The sequence below is a fragment of the Arthrobacter sp. 05T45 genome, from assembly GCF_056395875.1.
The window spans coordinates 62,763-79,770 of record NZ_JBFTKI010000021.1; the positions used below are offsets into that span (position 1 = coordinate 62,763).

The window sequence follows — 17,008 nt, forward strand, 5'->3', positions numbered from 1 at the left end:
AGGGAATTGAGATGGTGGTCTAAAACATGGGGTGGTCGTGGACCGGGTGCTCGGGAACCGGCTGAAGCACGTCCCAGTGCTCAACAATCCGCCCGTTTTCGAAGCGGTAAATGTCTGCGACGGCGGCGTCGGGACGCCCGGGACCTGAAGCGCGTACATGCACCAACGCCAGGTCACCGTCCACCAGGATGCGCTGAACCTCGAACCGGGAGTCTGGCGATCCGTCGAACTTCGGCGTCAGCATCCTTACTGCCGCCTCAGGCCCGTCAGGAATGGTCGGGTTGTGCTGCCGGTAGTCGTCGGCCACAAGGAAGTCGAAGGCTTCACGCACCCGTTTTTGGGTGTAGAAGATCTCCACGAAGCGCTCGAACGCTGCGCGGTTGTCAACCATCGCGGGTCAGCCCTTCAGGCCGCCGGAGAAGCCCTGGATGAACCGTTTCTGCGCGAACAGGAACAGCGCCAGGATGGGAATCATGGAGACGATCACTATCGCGAAGATCGAGTTCCACTGGGAGACCAGGGAGCCGATGTAGTAGTACATGGCCACCGGCAGCGTCTGGTTGGCGGAGCCGCCCAGGAAGATCAGCGACGTGAAGAAGTCGTTCCACACGATGAGCCCGGCGAAGATGGTGACCGTTCCCGTGGCTGGGGCCATCATGGGGAACACCACCTTGGAGAAAATCTGGGATTTGCTGGCGCCGTCGATGGTGGCCGCTTCTTCGTAGTCCGTGCCGAGGCCGCGGAAGAAGTTTGCGTAGAGGAAGATCGACAACGGCAGGAGCATGCCCGTGTAGAGGATGATCAGGCCCCAAGCGGATCCGGTGAGCCCAAGGGCCCGTGCACCCATGTAGAGCGGGACGGCGCCGAGCTGGCCGGGGAGGATGATGGCGATCAGGAAGAGGTAATACGCGCCCTTGCTCCAGCGTCGGGTGCTGCGGGAGATGACATATCCGGTGATGGAACCGAGTGCGATCAGCCCCACGATGCTGCCTGCGGTGATGATGGCGCTGTTGACCAGGCCCATCACCACGTTGGAGTTGCCGGTGGCGGTGAGGACGTCGATGAAGTTGCTGAAGTCAGGGCTTGTTGGCGGAGCCAGGGCCGAAGTGGTGAACAACTCGTTGTCCGGCTTCAGGGCAGTTGTCACCAGGAAGTAGAACGGTGCGAGGAACACCAGGGCGAGCGCCCATAGGCCGACTTCGCGAAGCAGGGTGAGTTTGGTGTAGCGGAACATGGCTTAGTCCTCAGGGTTCGAACGCGTCAGCCGCTGCTGGAGAACGGCGAAGATCAGGATGATGGCGGCGAGCACCAGGGCCAGGGCGGCACCGCCGCCGAAGTTCCCGAGCGCAAAGGCCTGCTTGTAAACCAGCGTGGCCAGCGTTTCCGTCGCTCCGGCCGGTCCGCCGCCGGTGAGCGCCATGATGGGATCGAAGACGCGCAGCCCCTGGACGATTCCCAGCGTGGTGGCGATGGCGACGGCGGGGCGGATGGCGGGCAGGGTAACGTTGCGGAACCGCTGCCACAGATTGGCGCCGTCAATGGCCGCCGCCTCCTCCACTTCCACGGGGACACCGGCCAGGCCGGCCATAAAAATCACCATGGCAAAGCCGGTGGAAGACCAGACCAGCACCACCAGGACCGTCCAGATGGCCCACTGCGGATCGGCCAGCCACGGCTTGGCCTGGTCGCCGGCGCCTATTGCCGTAAGGAAGGCATTGAGCGGACCGTCGAAGTCGAAGATGTATTTCCAGATGTAGGCCGTGGCTAGCGGGCTGAGCACCACCGGCATGAAGAAGAGGGTCCGGAGGATGTAGCGCGTCTTGACGACGCGGTTCAGGCCCAGCGCAATGACCAACCCGGCGATGTTGCCCAGGAGAACCGAGCCAAAGGCCAGAAAGAGGGTGTTGGAGAGGGCTCCGAGTTTCGTGGGGTCCTTGAAGATGGCCTCAAAGTTTGTCCAGCCCGTGATTTTGAACGAGCCGATGCCCGTCCAGTTGGTAAAGGCGAAGAATCCGCCGATTCCGGTTGCCACGTAGTGAATGGCAAACACCAGGGCGATCCCGGGCAGCGCCCACCACCAGTGTCCGAACTCCATGGGCCCCCGCCGGGGACGGGTGTTCTCACCCGTCCCCGGCGTCCGCTTGCCTCGCCGGGGTGCTTCAGCTGCTTCGCTTTTCGATTGCATCGTCGCAGTCATTGGTATTCCTTGCTTGTCCCTTTGAGTCGTCGGAACGTTGATGGTGAAGAACTCTACTGTTCCCAGGCCGCGTCCATAGCCTGCAGGACCTGGTCAGGGCTCTTCTGGCCGGTGATGATGCCCTGGACCCCCGTGGCCAGTGCGTCGTAGACGGCGGAATTCGGCCACTGGATGTTGGGCAGGGGGCCGTACTTGCCGTCCTTGATCAGGCCTCCGACGTTCTTGTAGGCGCCGGCGTCGAAATCGTACTTGTCGAGTCCGCTGACCGGCAGGGCACCGTCGATTTCTGCGAAGGCCTTGGTCTGCTCAGGCTGGGCGGCCCAGTCGAGGAAGGCCTTGGCAGCGTCCTTGTTCTTGGAGGCCGCGTTGATGGAGAAGGCGTAGTTTGCGCTGGCAAATACGTAGCTATTACCTGAGCCCTGTTCCGCCGGGAACGGCCGTACGGCGAACTGGGAGCCCCCGGCGGCGGACTGCAGCTGCTTCCAGCTTGGAGCCGGGATGAAGCCGCTCACGGACGTTCCGCTGGCAAGCCCCTTGGTGATGGCATCGAAGCCGCCGCCGGCAGCACCCTTCTGGAAGCAGCCCGCGTCCTTCAAGGTATTAACTGCTTCGAGGGCTGCCTTCCAACCGTCCGAGCCGGCGAAGGTGGTTTCCTTGGCAGCGCGCTTATCGTTCCATTTCGGGTCTTCCGCGTAGACGCGCGAGGCTGCCAGGGACATCGCCATCAGCCCTGTGTTGGGAGGGGCTGATCCGGCAAGGGCAAAGAGGGATTTACCGGAGGACTCCAGAGCCTTGCACTGCTGCTGGAGGGAGGAATAGTCGGCAGGGAAGCCGCCGGCTGCAGCTGCAGCCGTCTCATTACTCACCAAGGCAGAGATCGTGATTTCCGTGGCCTGGCCGTACACCTTGCCGTCGGTTCCAAAGGTGCTGGCGCTTCCCTCGGGGAGCAGTTGCTTCGCGGCATCGTCAAGCGGCTCAAGGAAACCTGCCTGGACGAGCGGCAGGATGCTGCGGCCGGTGCCGGAGCCGGGTGAGGTCACTACGACGTCTGAGGCGTTTCCGGCCTGGAGCTGTGTGCGCAGGGTCTGGTCGTAGGAGTCGTTCGGCTGAGGATTGAAGGTGATTTTCACGTTCGGGTGTGACTTCATGTAATTTTCTGCCAACACCTGGAAGGGGCTCTCGATGGTGTTGGATGTCGCGAAGGACAGTGAAAATTCCTGGGAACCACCCGAAGAGGAGCTGCTGCCGGTGGAGGCCGAGCAACCGGTAAGAATGAGTGCTGCGACGGTGGGGACGGCGAGGGCGCCGACCTTCAGGCCTGAATAGCGACGGTGCTGTGTCATGTCCAGCCTTTCTGACTTCATTGTCCAAAAATCCGGGTGTCGTGACCCCGGTCACTCACAAGTATGCAGGAGATGTGCCTAAAACACACATAAGTCTTTGCTATGACGGACATAAGTTTAACGGGGGTCCGCGGAAGGTCCATCCAGATCCCTGATGGCTTCGCCTACGTTATTGATCCCGCTGATACACTCCCTTGAAACGGTTCCACTCCCAAAGGATCGCTGCGCCGTGACGAAACATGTCCTGCTTTCCCGTCTCGACCTCAACCTGCTGATCTCGCTGGATGCCCTCATTACCGAGCGAAGCGTTACCAGGGCGGCCGAGCGGCTCCACCTCAGCCAGCCGGCGCTCAGCGCCTCGCTCGCCCGGCTCCGATCCCACTTTGGGGACCCGATCCTGGCCCGCCGCGGCAATGCTTACGAGCTCACCCCCTTCGCCCTCCGGCTCGCGGAGCACACCACCACCGCGCTGGAGGCCGCACGCCGTGTCTTCGAAAGCCAGGCCACCTGGGAGCCCACAGAATCCGAGCGCGAGTTCTCCATCTACGGCTCGGATTACGGCTTCACTACCATTGGCCGAGTTGTTTCCGAGCTTGCAGCCGAGCGCGCCCCAGGTGTCCGGTTCCGGTTCATGCTCCACAATCCGATGGTGGTGGAGGATGCAGCCAACCGCCTTCGATCGGTGGACGGCATGGTGATTCCTCATGGATTCCTCACCGGGCTGCCCTACCTGGACCTGTGGAGGGACGGGTGGGTGGCCGTGGTCTCCACGTCAAATGAAGCCGTCGGCGAGCAAATCACCATGGAAAACATCGCTGAACTTCCCTGGGTGATGACCTATCAGACGCGCTCAGCCTCAACGTCGGCGGAACGGCAGATCCAGCAGCTGGGCGTTGAGCCCCGCGTGGACGTGGTTGTTGAAAGCTTCCAGTCCTTGCCGCATTTTGTGGTTGGGACCAACCGGATCGCGCTCATCCAGGCGGCCCTGGTGCCGTTCGCCCTGCGCGTGGGCGGGATTCGGATCCTGCCGCTGCCCTTCGATGCCACGCCGCTGGTTAATGCCTTGTGGTGGCACCCCGCGCACAACCGCGACTCCGAGCATGAGTGGATGCGGGGCCTCTTCAAAGAGGCTGCCGACATCGTGGCAGCCGCCGCAACCAAGGAAGCCCCTTAAATGCCTCGATGCCCGGCCGGCTAAACGGACGGGCATCGAGGCTATGGGACGTCGGTCTTTCAGGTCAGGCTGATGCCAGCGCCGTACGCATGCTCTTGCGGATGAGGTCATGCTGCTTCCGCACCAGCAGCAGCGGATCCACCTCACCGAGCTCAGCGAAGGCATGGCCTTCCCATTCGCTGGACCAGTAACCGCGGTAGCCGCCTTCGACGAATACGCGGACCAGTTCCGGATAGTCGATGGCCGGCTCGTTGCCCTGCTCATCAATGTCGTAGAACTTCGCGTGGACGTGCATGATTTGCGGCATGATGTCAGCCCACTCCTTCGGGTTAACGTGGCCGTGCATGTTGAACGCCAGGTGGGCGAAGGACCCAAGCCGGGCAGGATCGAAGTCATGTCCCCGCAGGTAGGCAATGAACTCCTCCTGCCGCACCCGCATCGGTGCCTCAGTGCCCCAGATAGCCTGCAGCCTTTCGACAGCTTCATCGTCCAGCCCGGCACGGCGAACCGCGCGCAGTAGCGTGGGAGACATGCTGTGCATGGTTGAGGAGAAGTCAGCCACGAAGCCCAACAGCGGTGAATCAAGCTCGGCGTAGACGTCGCGGACCTTCATGATCTCGGGCGAGTTGGGTCCCAGCGGTGCATGGATCTCGTAGGCAAGTTTGAGTTCGAGGTCCTCGGCGAGCGGCAGCAGCCGGCGAAGCAGCTCCGGCTTCGCGCTCTGGATGCGGACGAGCGGGAAACCGAGCTTCTTGGCGCCGTGGAAGAGTGTCTGCGTGAACTCGTACTCCTCGTCCGGGGTCATGTCGCGGTCACGGCGGCGTCCCATGTCCAGATTGGCGCCGAAGGAGCTGGCGGTGAAGCCGTGCTTGTCGAAGGCGCGCTGCCACGAGCGCACGAAGTCGTCAGTCACGTTGGGATAGGCAGGAAGGACCTGCGATGCCACAATCTCGATCCCGGGGCCGATGCCGAGCTCGGCCACGCGGTTCAGCAGACCGTCGAAGTCGTACCAGCCGGCCCGGAATTCGGCGCTTGCCGAGTACAGGGTGAGCCCCAGCGAGAACGGATCTTCCTCCGCTTTCGGTGGGGGCGGCGTGACCGCCGTCGTCAGTTCCGGTGCCGCCGAAGCCCTGTCCGTGACGGTCAGCTCCAACGTCTGGTTCACGAAGTTGGGAACGTACATGCCGGGACCGCCGTCCTTGCCGGGCGCAATCTGCATGTAGGGCAGGCGCAGCTCACCGATGAGCCGGACGGTGTGCTGCTCGCCCAAGGCAACAGGGCTCTCCGTTGTGGCGATGAGCAAGGGATGTTCCTGGAGGTACCAGAGAGTTTCGCTTTGAGCGGGCAGGTCCGGGAGCGCATAGCGGACACCGCCCAGTTCCAGGGACAAGTTCCCGGCGGGGATATCCTGGCCGTCGACGGTGAGCCGCAGGCTGGAGACCGAGGAGAGCCACAGACTTCGGTACCACGGCAGGGTCAGGGCAAGCGCGAGACCGTCGGGATGGGTGCGGAGGCTTGCATCGTCAAGAAGTCCGTTTGGCATTGTTGCTCTCTTTACTGGGAAAAGGGGATGGGTCAGGTAAGTTCGCCGGTGATGCGGCGGATCAGGGCGTGTTGGCGCCGCACTTGCTCAATGGCGTGCCATGGCGTGCGTTCGCCTTCATATTCACTGGAGAGATAACCGGTGTAGCCGGAGTCCTTGAGGGCCTTGAGCACGGGCAGCCAGGGAATCTGCTGGTCTTCGAGGTGCTCGTTGATGTCGTGGAACTTCGCCTGGACGAACACCACATACTGGGCGATATCGGCGAAGTCGGCGGGGTCGACGCCGATGCCGTCGAGGAAGGCTGGCCGGGTCTCGCGGGTCTCACCTGCGCGCAGCGGAATGGGCCGGTCCTGGAAGATTCCGGTGTCGATGAGCAGGCCGAAGTTCTTGGTTCCAGTCCGTTCGATGAGGCCGATGTAGTCCTCGACGACGGGGTGCCTGATGGGCGTCGGCGAATGAATCTCCGGGCAGATGATGATCCCCAGCTCGTGGGCCAGATCAAGGGAGCGTTCCACGGACTCGGTCCAGATGGGGTCTGGGACCAGATCGCTGGACACCACGCCGATCTTGGGGCGCACGAAGCCGAAACCCAATTGGCTGGCAAGCCGCAGGTCCCGCTGCAGGGCCTCCGCACCCTCGGCGACCGTCATGGTGCGGCCCGGGTGAAGACGGGTGTCAATCCAGGAACCGTAGTTCGTCGGCTCCAGCGAATACTTCTCCAGCAGGCCGAACCAGTTATCGATCCAGGCCGGGGACGGTTCCGGATAGTTGGGAACGTGGCCCTCGCCGAGGATCTCGACGCCGGTGGCGCCCACGTCAGCGACGGCAGCCAGCGCCGTCTCAAGGTCCATCACCGTGCCGTAATCGCCCATAAAGCTGTAGAGGGAAACGCCGTAGCGGAAGGTACCTTCGCCGCCTTCCGGCGCGAGGGTCACCTTGCGGCTGGTCCGGTGGGTGGTGGGCTGGTGCTCGACTGGTATGTAGGACATCCGCAGCCGCAGCTCGATGGAGAGCTCGTGGACGCCCTGCGGCAGGCCGCCGTTGAGGGGAACGGTGACCACTGCCGCTTCCTCAAGGGGCCAGCGCACGCCATCACTTTCCCAGAGCTGCTGCAGGGTGTAGGTCCGCCCGCCGAAGGTCCACAGCGGAACGTCAGGTCCGACGTCGACGATGCCGCCCACGCGAACGGCGATGCCATCGATGAGGGACGCGGCCATGCCCCGGTAGGAAGGCATCCGGACCCGGAACTGAAAGCCGGTTACACGTCCGCCGTCCTTTACGTTGCGGAAGCCGACGGACTGGATGAGGTCTCTTTCGAGAAGCATCATTGCTCACTCTCTCTAGGTGCAGAATCCAGAGTAGCAATCATTCTGTCGCTTTTACACCTAAGTGAGCGGCTAACCGGCAAAACATGCCAAGGGCTCGACGAGCTGGCCGCCTCGAGGGCCTCAGCTCCTTTCGGCCCGTTCCGCGAGGACGCCGATGGCCAGAGAGAAGCGGCCAGGTAACGGAGAAAGTGCCAGACGGAGCCAGATGGCGTCCGAGTACGCATCGAACCGGGCTGGACTGACGCGCAGTTCCTCGGCCACGGCCAGCACCTGCGTGTGAGCCGTCAGATATCGTGCCGGCGTCATGCGCTTATTGCGTAGATGAAGCTCCAGATGGACGTCCAGGCCGGCCAGATCCCGGGCGGCCTCGTGCCGGGCCGTACTGTCGAAGTCCAGCAGTCCGGGCGGGATGTCGCCGTCGGGAACGATGATTTGCTTGTCGTATAAGTCTCCGTGGGCCCATACCACCGGATCCGGCGCCGTCCGTATCAGGTTCATGGCCACTTGCTCTACAGCGGCGCGCAAGACAGCGCGCTGAGACGACAACTCGGGGACGTTTTCATTGTGCCGCAACCAGTCGTCCACCCGTCGGCACACCTTCGTGGCTTCCCACTCTGCTGAACGGAGCGGAAGGCTGTCGAGAACGCCTCGTGCTGCTGGACCATGGGAGCCGTTCAGTTCCGCGACCCAGGCGCGCGACCATTTCTCCCATGCCCTGGCGAACGCTTCATCGCAGACGGCCGCTTCCACCCGGCCCAGCTCGTTCAGAGTCGGTCCCGGCATGGCGCTGAAAACGATGACGTCCGCCTGGGAACTCTGACGAAGGATTCTGGGCGTTGTGAAGTTGCCGGCGTCCAGCAGGACCTCCATTTGCGCGCAGCGCTCGGCCGGTACGACGGCGCCCCCGGGCCCGAAGATCTTTATATAGCGGCCCTCCGCCCGGACGACAGCCTGATGGTACGGCCAATACGAAATCAATTCCCCCTGCTGCGCTTCCCCCCGCAAGGCGGGAAGCCCCGGATCGTCCAACGGGATTAGTTCGAACTGCCCGTGACGCAAATAAGCTCCCCGGACGCCTGGCACTCCCGGAGTCCGGACCTCCAGTACAAATTCTCCTGGTGTCTTCTCTGGCCAAGCCCGCTGAACCAGCCAGGCCGTGCCGGTATCGTCGTCGGCAGACGCCGGAACGGCGGAGGGCCAATCCATGGAATCAATTCCATGGACCGGCGGAGACACCAGCGAGTGGTGCGACGCAGCAGATTGACGCGTTCCAGGCGTGCTGTTCCCCCGAACAGTAGACAGCCATGCTCCGTCCACCATGCCCCCGCTTCCCCATACCCAGGCTCTTCCGGCGCAAGCCATTCGTGTGTCCAGCGTGAACCACAACAATGAGGCAGGGATGAAACGGCCATGAAGAAACTTTCATCAAGGCCTTCTTCCCCATCCACTCGGCGTCATGCGTCGCATGATCGTCGCAGCAAGCAGACCCGACGAACCCGTCCGGTGAGTCGAGATTGACCCTGGCCGTGATGGGCGTGGGGACGGTGGCCTGAGTCGCGTTCGTCCTGGCCGATCCGGCCTTTCAGGGTCACGGCTCAGGGTCACGGCTCAGGGTCACGGCGGAGGCAGGGGTGCAGGCCAATGGCCGGCACATCCTTTCGAGCCTCTCATTGGACGGGGAGGGAAACATGGAGCCCCGCTCCTACGCCGCGATGAACAGTGCCCAGTCAGGAAAGGGATCCACCGGCAATGGCGGAGCGGCTTCTCCGGGTCCGACGGTCTCTCCGGGTCCAACAGCGCCGACAAGTACGTCCGGCCAGTCGGGCGGTTCCAACTCCCGGCCTTCACCCGCGTGGCCGAGGTGTTGCGGCCAGCGTGGTGGTTCCCAGTCTTGTTGTTCGCTGGGATAGGAGCGTCCCGCAGGTGAGATCCAGCCGGGTGGCTGGTCCCGGGTCGCGTCAACCGGCCTCCATGCTGTGGTGTGTCTGAGCCGGTGGTGCCGTCGGCATGGCTGGCCCAGATTGGTGACCCCGGTGCCGCCTCCCTCGGACCAAGCCAACAGATGATCCGCTTCGTTATCCAGGGAATGGTTGTTGCAGCCGGGAAAAGGGCACCGGCCATCCCGAAGCCGCAACCATTGGCGCATCGCCTTCGGAACCCGGTAGCTGGTCCGTCCGATCTCCAGCGGCGCTCCGCTGCGCGGATCGGTCAGCACACGCAGGAACGATCCGGCGCCATCCCCCACAAGCCGGCGGGCGATGCTCGGCGGAACGGGACCATACCCGTCCAGCGTGGCCGGTTCCGACTCGGCGCCCAATAGAGACAGCACCGGCACGGTCACCAGGACCTGCGCCTTGGGTGACGGAGTTCCTTCCGCCACCCCCGCCAGCAGCCAGTCGGCGGCGACGTCCGCACGGAGCTGGGTCAGGGTCCGGGATTCATTCGGCTCCTGCAGGGCACGGGCCGCTTCCGTGGCACGGGACCATGCAGCCACCGCCACATCCGCAGTCAGATAGGCCGAGAGCCAGGCCATGCCGTCCCGGTCCGGCACATATTCCAGCCGACGGTCCTCCACACCCTTGCGGTGGCGGGCTTCGATGCTTACGGGATGGTGCAGCTCACGCCATCTGCGCGCCTTGGCCCGGAACCTGCCCGGCACCAGCTCCCCTGCGGGGCAGCCACGCGCGGCAAAGGGAGCTTCGGGGTCCAGGAAATGAGCCTCCAAGGCAGCCGCCGCGGCGGGGTCCAGACCGGACGTTTCATCACACATCGCCCGCGCGTGTTGCCATGAAATGCTGCCTACTTGCAGCGCAGCCAGCGTCAGGGGCAACTTAGTGGTCAGGGTGGCCGACTCTGCCAGGAGCGCCGCCGCCGATCTTTCACTCACGGTCAGGACACAGGCCACCTCTGCTGTCACGGCCATTTCCTGGGCGGTGCGCTCCTGCGGGGAATCGGCTGGGCCCGCCATGGCGACGGCAGCGCGGGCATATCCGGCGGCGAAGTGCACTTTCAGGGCGGCCAGCCTGGCTTCCATGCTGGCGACCTCAGCCATACCGTCCAGGCACGCGTCCGCTTCGTCCCGAAGAGGGTCGGCGCCAGTCGAGGCCGCGTTCCCGGCTCCGCGACCGGCAAATGCAGACAACCTGGCAAGGGAGGCCTCCATGGCCTCCAACGTCTCCGCAGCTGCTTTGCCTTCCACACCCTCAGCATGGCAGGCGCCACTGACATTTAACTCTGGCGTCAGAGTTGCAGGCGAAGTCCGTCATCCAGGATCTGCCTTATCCCGAACTTTCCTACGGCGAACATCCGCGGATTATCGTCGGAGTTGCTCAGCATGGCGGTGGACAGGATGAGGGCCCAACCACGCGCCCTCATCCAGGTGTCTCCATCTACTGCGGGGCCAAAGGCGCCCATGAAGCGGTGGCGGGTGCCGGCGTCGAACATCAGCCACCCCACCGCAAGATCGACAGCCGGGTCCCCTGCCCCGACGTCGCCGAAATCGATGACGCCGGCCAGGGAGCCGTCGTCGGCCAGCAGGATGTTGCCAGGGTGGAGGTCCCCGTGGAGCATCATCGCCGGACCATCCCAGGCTTTGGCGGCAAAGGCCTGCGCCCACACTGCTCTCAGCGCGGCCGCCTGCGGGTAGCGTTCGCGGTCCCCGAGCCGTTCCACCAGCACAGCGTCACGGTCCGCCAGCGGCACGCCTCGGAAAGGGTTGACCGGGACGCCCGTTTCGGCGGGCACGTGAAGGGACAGCAGGAAATCGGCCAGGCCTATAGCCGCCGGCCCGCGGTCTGCCGGGCCGACGTCGGCCGCAGCGGCTCCGGGGACCCACCGTACGATGCTCCACGGCCATGGAAAGTCCGACGTCGGCCTGCCGGCATGGACGGGGACAGGAACAGCAACCGGGGAGCGGCGGGCTATGTCGGGAAGGTAGCGCTGCTCATGCAGTATCAGCGGAACGGCCTCCACCCTGCGCGGAAGCCGGACGGCCAGGCCGTCACCGAGCCGGAAGGTCGCGTTGTCCCAGCCGTTGGCAACCCGCGCTAAAGGAAAATCGCCGAGGTCGGGCCGCTGGTCCCGGACGAGGCGCTGGACCACCGCGTCACCCACTTCCACCGTGGCTGGCGGCATTCGAGCCATTCAGAAATCCGCCTTCCTTTGTGCCGGCAATGCAGTCCGATCCTTTCCCCTCGTCCGAATATAGGTCAAGAGCCCAAGAGCCGACGGGGCGCGGGAGGACATGGAATCCGACGGCGGCGGGACGTCCCGCCGTCGTCCTGGGACGACATGAAGTTGCGGCTAGCTCATCCGGCGGGGACCACCGGATTCTCAGCGGTCAGCCCGCGCCCTGGCCCTCGCGGGCCACCTCTTCCAGAACCCTGGCTGTCGGCGCTGCCGTCATCAGCTGCCCTATCACCTCGGGCTTGTCCCACACCTGGCTGCGCAACTTTTCCAGAAAGCCGGTCGCGGCGTCCGGAGGGTGGACTTGAACCGTCGCTGCGCCGCCCTCCTGACGCAGGTAAACGAGCGACGGTGGCGCCGTTGACGTTGGTGCCGTCGTCGCTGAGCAGGAAGGTGATGGAGGCGGCGAGCTGCGCGGCGGTGGCGGCCCAGCCGAACTTCACTACCTCGGAGCGAGACTGTGGCGCAACGCAATCACCAAGGTAGTCGGCGGATGGATCGACGACGACGACTGTTCCGAGGCGGACGCCCGCAGGATCGTGCAACTCGTCGGACGCGACAACGCCCGACGCGTGTACGCGCTCCCCTGAGCGCCGACCGAGATCCCGAGCAAGCAGAACGGACATCATGCTGAACCCCGGCCCAGCAAAATCGAACCAGTCTGAATTCGACGGACTCTGATGCCGTCGTCTTGACCTTCTATGGAGCCCAGTCGGCGTCGTCCGCTGGCGTTTTGTCAGTTTCCATAGGACAGTGCCTGCCACAGGATCACTGCCAACAGGGCACCGGCCGCGAGAATGACAGCCCAGGTTTCCCTGCGCAACCGCCGATCAGCGCGCTTCCGGTGCGATGACTCGCGCGCTGGCCGCGGCCGGCTACGCGCTAATTTCGACCCGAACATAATCCTCCCGGTGGAACATTCGCCGTTCGGACCAGCCGTCAAGGACAACCCAGATGATGGATCCGTCTGGCGTGGTTCCGTCCACGGTGCCGGAGCCGATAGGGCGTCCGTCCTGCGAGAGCCTCACCGGCTGCCCGACGGGCAAGGCGTTCCACGACACTGGGCGCCAGCGTGGCACATTTGTCGGTTTCATGGCCTACCGCAAGATGACGGTGCGGTTGCCGAGCAGCAGGATCCTGCCTTCACAATGCCAGCGGACGGCGTTGCGGAGGGCCGCGCATTCGGCGTCCCGGCCCACCGCCACCAGGTCATCAGCGGTGTACGTGTGGTCCACCTCGATGACCTGCTGGGAAATGATCGGGCCCTCGTCGAGTTCGGCGTTGACGTAGTGAGCCGTGGCGCCCACGGTCTTGACGCCGCGGTCGTAGGCCTGGTGGTACGGCTTTGCGCCTTTGAAGCTGGGCAGGAACGAGTGGTGGATGTTGATGGTCCGTCCCGCCAGCTGAGCCGAGAGCTCATCGCTCAGGACCTGCATGTAACGGGCCAGGACCACGAGTTCCACGTCGAAGGCGTCCACCAGCTCCATTAGCCGGGCCTCCGCCTCGGGCTTGGTGTCCTTGGTGACTGGCAGGTGGAAGAACGGGATGCCGTGCCACTGGACCAGGCCCTCCTGGTCGCGGTGGTTGGATACCACCGCGACGATTTCCACCGGGATGTCGCCGGTGCGTGCCCGGAAGAGTAGATCGTTGAGGCAGTGGCCCATTTTGGACACCATCACCAGGACACGGCGTTTGCGGCCGTGCGGCTCCAGCTGCCAATTCATCTCCCACTTTTCGGCCACAGGCGTGAAGTCGCGGCGCAGGTCCTCGGTGCTGAAGGAATCCTGCCCTAAGGAGGCGTCGGAGGAGGAACCCGAGGAAAAGTGGACGCGCATAAAGAAGTGCCGTTGCCCCTTGTCCCCGTACTGCTTGATGTCCAGGATGTCGCAGCCGTGGTTGAGCAGGAATCCCGAGACCGAATGGACGATGCCCGGCGACTCAACACAGTCGACGGTCAGGATGTGCTCTGCCGTGGCACCGGGTTCCACAGCTGCAGGATCGGGGCTGTTTGGGGTCTGTGCGGTCATTTCTGCACCTTCTCAAACTTTCGCGCAACAGCTGATTCCTCGTCCTGCGCGAGCTCAGCCTGGAAGCTTTCATAGCGGGCCAAGTGCGCGGGGCGCCGGCGCAGCACGAACCACGCGGCGCCGAGCAGAATGAACCAGACCGGCGTTACCAGGAGTGCCAGAAGTGTGTCCGGCTGCGTGGTCAACGCCCAGAGGACGAAGGCGAAGAACGCGAAGACCACGCAGACCATGGGGATTCCGCCGGGCATCTGGAACTTGGACGCGTCATGCAGGTGCGGGCGGCGACGGCGGAAGGCCAGGTAACTGGCCAGGATGATGGACCATACGAACACGAAGCAGACGGCCGACACGGTGGTCACCATGTCGAAGGCCTTGCCGATGTCCTGTCCGGCGTACATCAGCACCACGCCGGAGAGCAGGAGGACGCAGGACAGGAACAGGGCGTTCTGCGGGACCTTACGCCGGGACAGGCTGCTGAAGACTGACGGCGCGTCGCCCTCCTGGGCCAGCCCGTAGACCATGCGCGACGTGGAGTAAATGCCGGAGTTGGCCGAGGACATGGCCGAGCTGAGCACCACCAGGTTCACGATCGTTGCCGCGGCTCCGAGCCCTGCCAGGGAGAACATGGCGATGAACGGGCTGTGGCCAGCCTGGAACTGGGTCCAGGGAGTGACAGACATCAGGATGATCAGGGCGCCCACGTAGAAGAGCAGCACTCGGATCGGGATGGAGTTGATGGCCTTCGGCAGGCTCTTCTCCGGGTCCTTGGCCTCCGCGGCGGTGGTGCCCACCAGCTCAATGCCCACAAAAGCGAACACGGCGATCTGGAAGCCGGCCACAAAACCCATGAACTCGTTCGGGAAGAATCCACCGTGGCTCCACAGATTTGTGAAGCTGGCAGGGCCGGCATCGGACTGGAACCCGCTGAAGATCATAAACAGGCCCACCACGATCAGCGCCACGATAGCGACGATCTTGATCAGCGCGAACCAGAACTCCGTCTCGCCGAACGCCTTCACCGTGGTGAGGTTCAGGAGCAGGAGGATGGCCACGGTGGCCAGGCCCGGGATCCACAGCGGCAGCCCCGGCCAGAGTTCCTTGGAGTAGCCGGCAATGGCGATGACGTCCGCGATTCCCGTGATCACCCAGCAGAACCAGTACGTCCATCCGGTGAAGAAGCCGGCCCAGGGCCCGAGGAGGTCCGCTGCGAAGTCGCTGAAGGATTTGTAGTTCAGGTTGCTCAGCAGGAGCTCGCCCATGGCCCGCATCACGAAGAACAGCATGAAGCCGATGATCATGTAGACGAAGATGACGGAGGGTCCGGCCGCGGAGATGGTTTTGCCCGAGCCCATGAACAGGCCGGTGCCGATGGCGCCGCCAATGGCGATCAGCTGGATGTGCCGGTTGCTGAGCTGCCGCTCAAGATGCGGTTCCTGGTGGGAAGTTACGGTTTCAGTTGTCACGTGCTGCTCCTCGAATCAATGCTGTCTGGAGTGCTGCTGAGATGGGCGCCTGACCCGGTCCGCCGGGAACCGAGTCAAGGCTGTTGAAGCTGTAGAGATGGATGCCCGCGAGGTTGCCAGGCTGGTTTTCCAGCCCGGACACCAGGCTTTGCGGCGAGTAGTGGTCGCCGCTCAGGAGTTTGCGGGCCAGCGGGCCCTTCCGGCTCAGGAACTTCAGGGAACTTCCGACGCCGATCTGCGTAGCCAGCGAGACCAGTTTGGTCCGGGGCACGGACCCCGCCACCCCTGCCCAGATGGGCAGCTCAACGCCTTCGCGGCGCAGGAGCGCCGCGAAATCAAGGATTTTCTCCGGGGCGAAGCACATCTGGGTCACAACATGCGAAGCTAGGTGCTGTTTTGCCAGGAGGGCGTCCAGCACCTCCACGGGGCCGGCGGAGGGGTGGCCCTCCGGGTAGCCCGCAATGCCTGCCCGCATCAACCCGCCTGTGTACTGCGCGATGTCCTCCAGCAGAGGAAGGGCGGACTCATACGGGCCGGCCGGCTGCTTCCGGTCCCCGCCGATGACAAAGACCTCGCGGATGCCGGCGGCATCGCAGTCGCGGAGGATTCCGGTCAGCTCGGCCCGGTCATGCAGGGTCCGCGCGGCGAGGTGCGGGATGACGGTGTAGCCCAGCACACCAAGCTGCACGGCAGTGCGCATGGTCCGCTCGATGCCGTGATGGGGCAGGCACGTCACCGTGAGCGTCGTGGTCAACGGCACCAGGTCCGTGACGCGCTCAACGATTCCCCCGGAAGGGATGATTTCTATTCTGATGGGGAACATCATTGGTCCTCTCTGAACATCAGATTTTTTGGGCATCAGGTTTTTGGGTATCAGGTTTTGGGCATCAAGGTTGGGTTGTTCAGGCCGTAGCTGCCAGCAGCGAGCTGGCTTCCTGGCGGGTGCTTCCGGAGCTTTCGATGTGCGCGAGTTCGGCCGGGATTTCCCAGCCCTTCTTGCGCATCGCGGTGGCCCAGAGCCGGCCGGCGCGGTAGGAGGAACGCACCAGGGGCCCGCTCATGACGCCGAGGAAGCCGATCTCGTCCGCTTCGTTCTGCAGGTCCACGAATTCCTGCGGCTTGACCCAGCGGTCCACCGGCAGGTGCCGTTCGGACGGGCGCAGGTACTGGGTGATGGTGATCAGGTCGCAGCCGGCCTCGTGCAGGTCCCGCAGCGCCTCGGAGATTTCCTCGCGGGTCTCGCCCATGCCGAGGATCAGGTTGGACTTGGTGACCATGCCGAGCTTGCGGCCCTGGGTGATGACGTCCAGGGAGCGGTCGTAGCGGAACGCCGGGCGGATCCGCTTGAAGATCCGGGGCACGGTCTCGACGTTGTGGGCGAACACCTCGGGTTTGGAGTCGCAGATCGCCGCGATGTGCTCGGGCTTGCCGGAGAAGTCCGGGATCAGCAGTTCGACGCCGGTGCCCGGGTTCAGTTCGTGGATCTTGCGGACCGTCTCGGCGTAGAGCCAGACGCCCTCGTCGGCGAGGTCGTCGCGGGCTACACCGGTGACGGTGGCGTAGCGCAGGGCCATGGCCTGGACCGAGCGGGCCACCTTAGTGGGCTCGAACATGTCCACGGGGGAGGGTTTGCCGGTGTCGATCTGGCAGAAGTCGCAGCGCCGGGTGCATTCGGAGCCGCCGATCAGGAAGGTGGCCTCCTTGTCTTCCCAGCATTCGAAGATGTTCGGGCAGCCGGCCTCTTCACA

14 protein-coding genes are annotated in these 17,008 nt (G+C 64.0%); 1 reads left to right on the forward strand and 13 read right to left on the reverse strand.

Translation table 11 applies throughout. The features are described 5' to 3' along the window. Nucleotides 1-19: 19 nt before the first annotated feature. The 4 genes from AC1DGD_RS17175 to AC1DGD_RS17190 are packed head-to-tail and all read right to left on the reverse strand — an operon-like array spanning nucleotide 20 to nucleotide 3,540. Complete coding sequence (locus tag AC1DGD_RS17175) at nucleotides 20-391, reverse strand: nuclear transport factor 2 family protein (protein ID WP_476849724.1); 372 nt, start codon at nucleotides 389-391, stop codon at nucleotides 20-22. A 6-nt stretch (nucleotides 392-397) separates the two neighbouring features. Beyond that, a complete protein-coding gene (locus AC1DGD_RS17180; RefSeq protein WP_223913472.1) occupies nucleotides 398-1,234 on the reverse strand; it encodes a carbohydrate ABC transporter permease in 837 nt (278 codons plus the stop codon). A gap of 3 nt (nucleotides 1,235-1,237) precedes the next feature. Beyond that, nucleotides 1,238-2,197: a carbohydrate ABC transporter permease gene (locus AC1DGD_RS17185; protein ID WP_476857624.1), complete on the reverse strand. Its 960-nt coding sequence runs from the start codon at nucleotides 2,195-2,197 to the stop codon at nucleotides 1,238-1,240. Nucleotides 2,198-2,250: 53 nt separating this feature from the next. Then, complete coding sequence (locus AC1DGD_RS17190) at nucleotides 2,251-3,540, reverse strand: ABC transporter substrate-binding protein (protein ID WP_476857625.1); 1,290 nt, start codon at nucleotides 3,538-3,540, stop codon at nucleotides 2,251-2,253. Nucleotides 3,541-3,769: 229 nt separating this feature from the next. Between AC1DGD_RS17190 and AC1DGD_RS17195 the strand changes: the two genes are divergently transcribed. Beyond that, nucleotides 3,770-4,714 carry a LysR family transcriptional regulator gene (locus AC1DGD_RS17195; protein ID WP_476857626.1) on the forward strand — a complete coding sequence of 315 codons (945 nt, stop codon included), beginning with the start codon at nucleotides 3,770-3,772 and terminating at the stop codon, nucleotides 4,712-4,714. A gap of 64 nt (nucleotides 4,715-4,778) precedes the next feature. On the opposite strand, the gene AC1DGD_RS17200 is transcribed toward AC1DGD_RS17195, so the two are convergent. The 9 genes from AC1DGD_RS17200 to AC1DGD_RS17240 all read right to left on the reverse strand — a co-directional run. After that, nucleotides 4,779-6,257, reverse strand: coding sequence for a sugar phosphate isomerase/epimerase family protein (locus tag AC1DGD_RS17200; RefSeq protein WP_476857627.1), 1,479 nt, complete (start codon nucleotides 6,255-6,257; stop codon nucleotides 4,779-4,781). Nucleotides 6,258-6,289: 32 nt separating this feature from the next. Further along, nucleotides 6,290-7,582 carry a C-glycoside deglycosidase beta subunit domain-containing protein gene (locus AC1DGD_RS17205; protein ID WP_476857634.1) on the reverse strand — a complete coding sequence of 431 codons (1,293 nt, stop codon included), beginning with the start codon at nucleotides 7,580-7,582 and terminating at the stop codon, nucleotides 6,290-6,292. A 123-nt stretch (nucleotides 7,583-7,705) separates the two neighbouring features. Beyond that, on the reverse strand, nucleotides 7,706-8,614 hold the full coding sequence (locus AC1DGD_RS17210) for a phosphotransferase (protein ID WP_476857628.1): 909 nt from the start codon (nucleotides 8,612-8,614) through the stop codon (nucleotides 7,706-7,708). 673 nt (nucleotides 8,615-9,287) lie between these two features. Next, nucleotides 9,288-10,748 (reverse strand): HNH endonuclease signature motif containing protein, encoded by a 1,461-nt coding sequence (locus AC1DGD_RS17215; protein WP_476857635.1) that lies wholly within the window; start codon nucleotides 10,746-10,748, stop codon nucleotides 9,288-9,290. Nucleotides 10,749-10,825: 77 nt separating this feature from the next. Beyond that, nucleotides 10,826-11,728 carry an aminoglycoside phosphotransferase family protein gene (locus tag AC1DGD_RS17220; RefSeq protein ID WP_476857629.1) on the reverse strand — a complete coding sequence of 301 codons (903 nt, stop codon included), beginning with the start codon at nucleotides 11,726-11,728 and terminating at the stop codon, nucleotides 10,826-10,828. A 1,139-nt stretch (nucleotides 11,729-12,867) separates the two neighbouring features. Further along, on the reverse strand, nucleotides 12,868-13,797 hold the full coding sequence (gene purU, locus AC1DGD_RS17225; RefSeq protein ID WP_476857630.1) for a formyltetrahydrofolate deformylase: 930 nt from the start codon (nucleotides 13,795-13,797) through the stop codon (nucleotides 12,868-12,870). Further along, nucleotides 13,794-15,260: a D-serine/D-alanine/glycine transporter gene (cycA, locus tag AC1DGD_RS17230; RefSeq protein ID WP_476849732.1), complete on the reverse strand. Its 1,467-nt coding sequence runs from the start codon at nucleotides 15,258-15,260 to the stop codon at nucleotides 13,794-13,796. The genes purU and cycA overlap by 4 nt, the downstream gene beginning before the upstream one ends. Then, nucleotides 15,250-16,086 carry a methylenetetrahydrofolate reductase gene (locus tag AC1DGD_RS17235; protein WP_476857631.1) on the reverse strand — a complete coding sequence of 279 codons (837 nt, stop codon included), beginning with the start codon at nucleotides 16,084-16,086 and terminating at the stop codon, nucleotides 15,250-15,252. Before AC1DGD_RS17235 ends, cycA begins: the two co-directional genes overlap by 11 nt. Before the next feature lie 76 nt (nucleotides 16,087-16,162). After that, on the reverse strand, nucleotides 16,163-17,008 hold an 846-nt coding region (locus AC1DGD_RS17240), incomplete at its 5' end, for a lipoyl synthase (protein ID WP_476857632.1).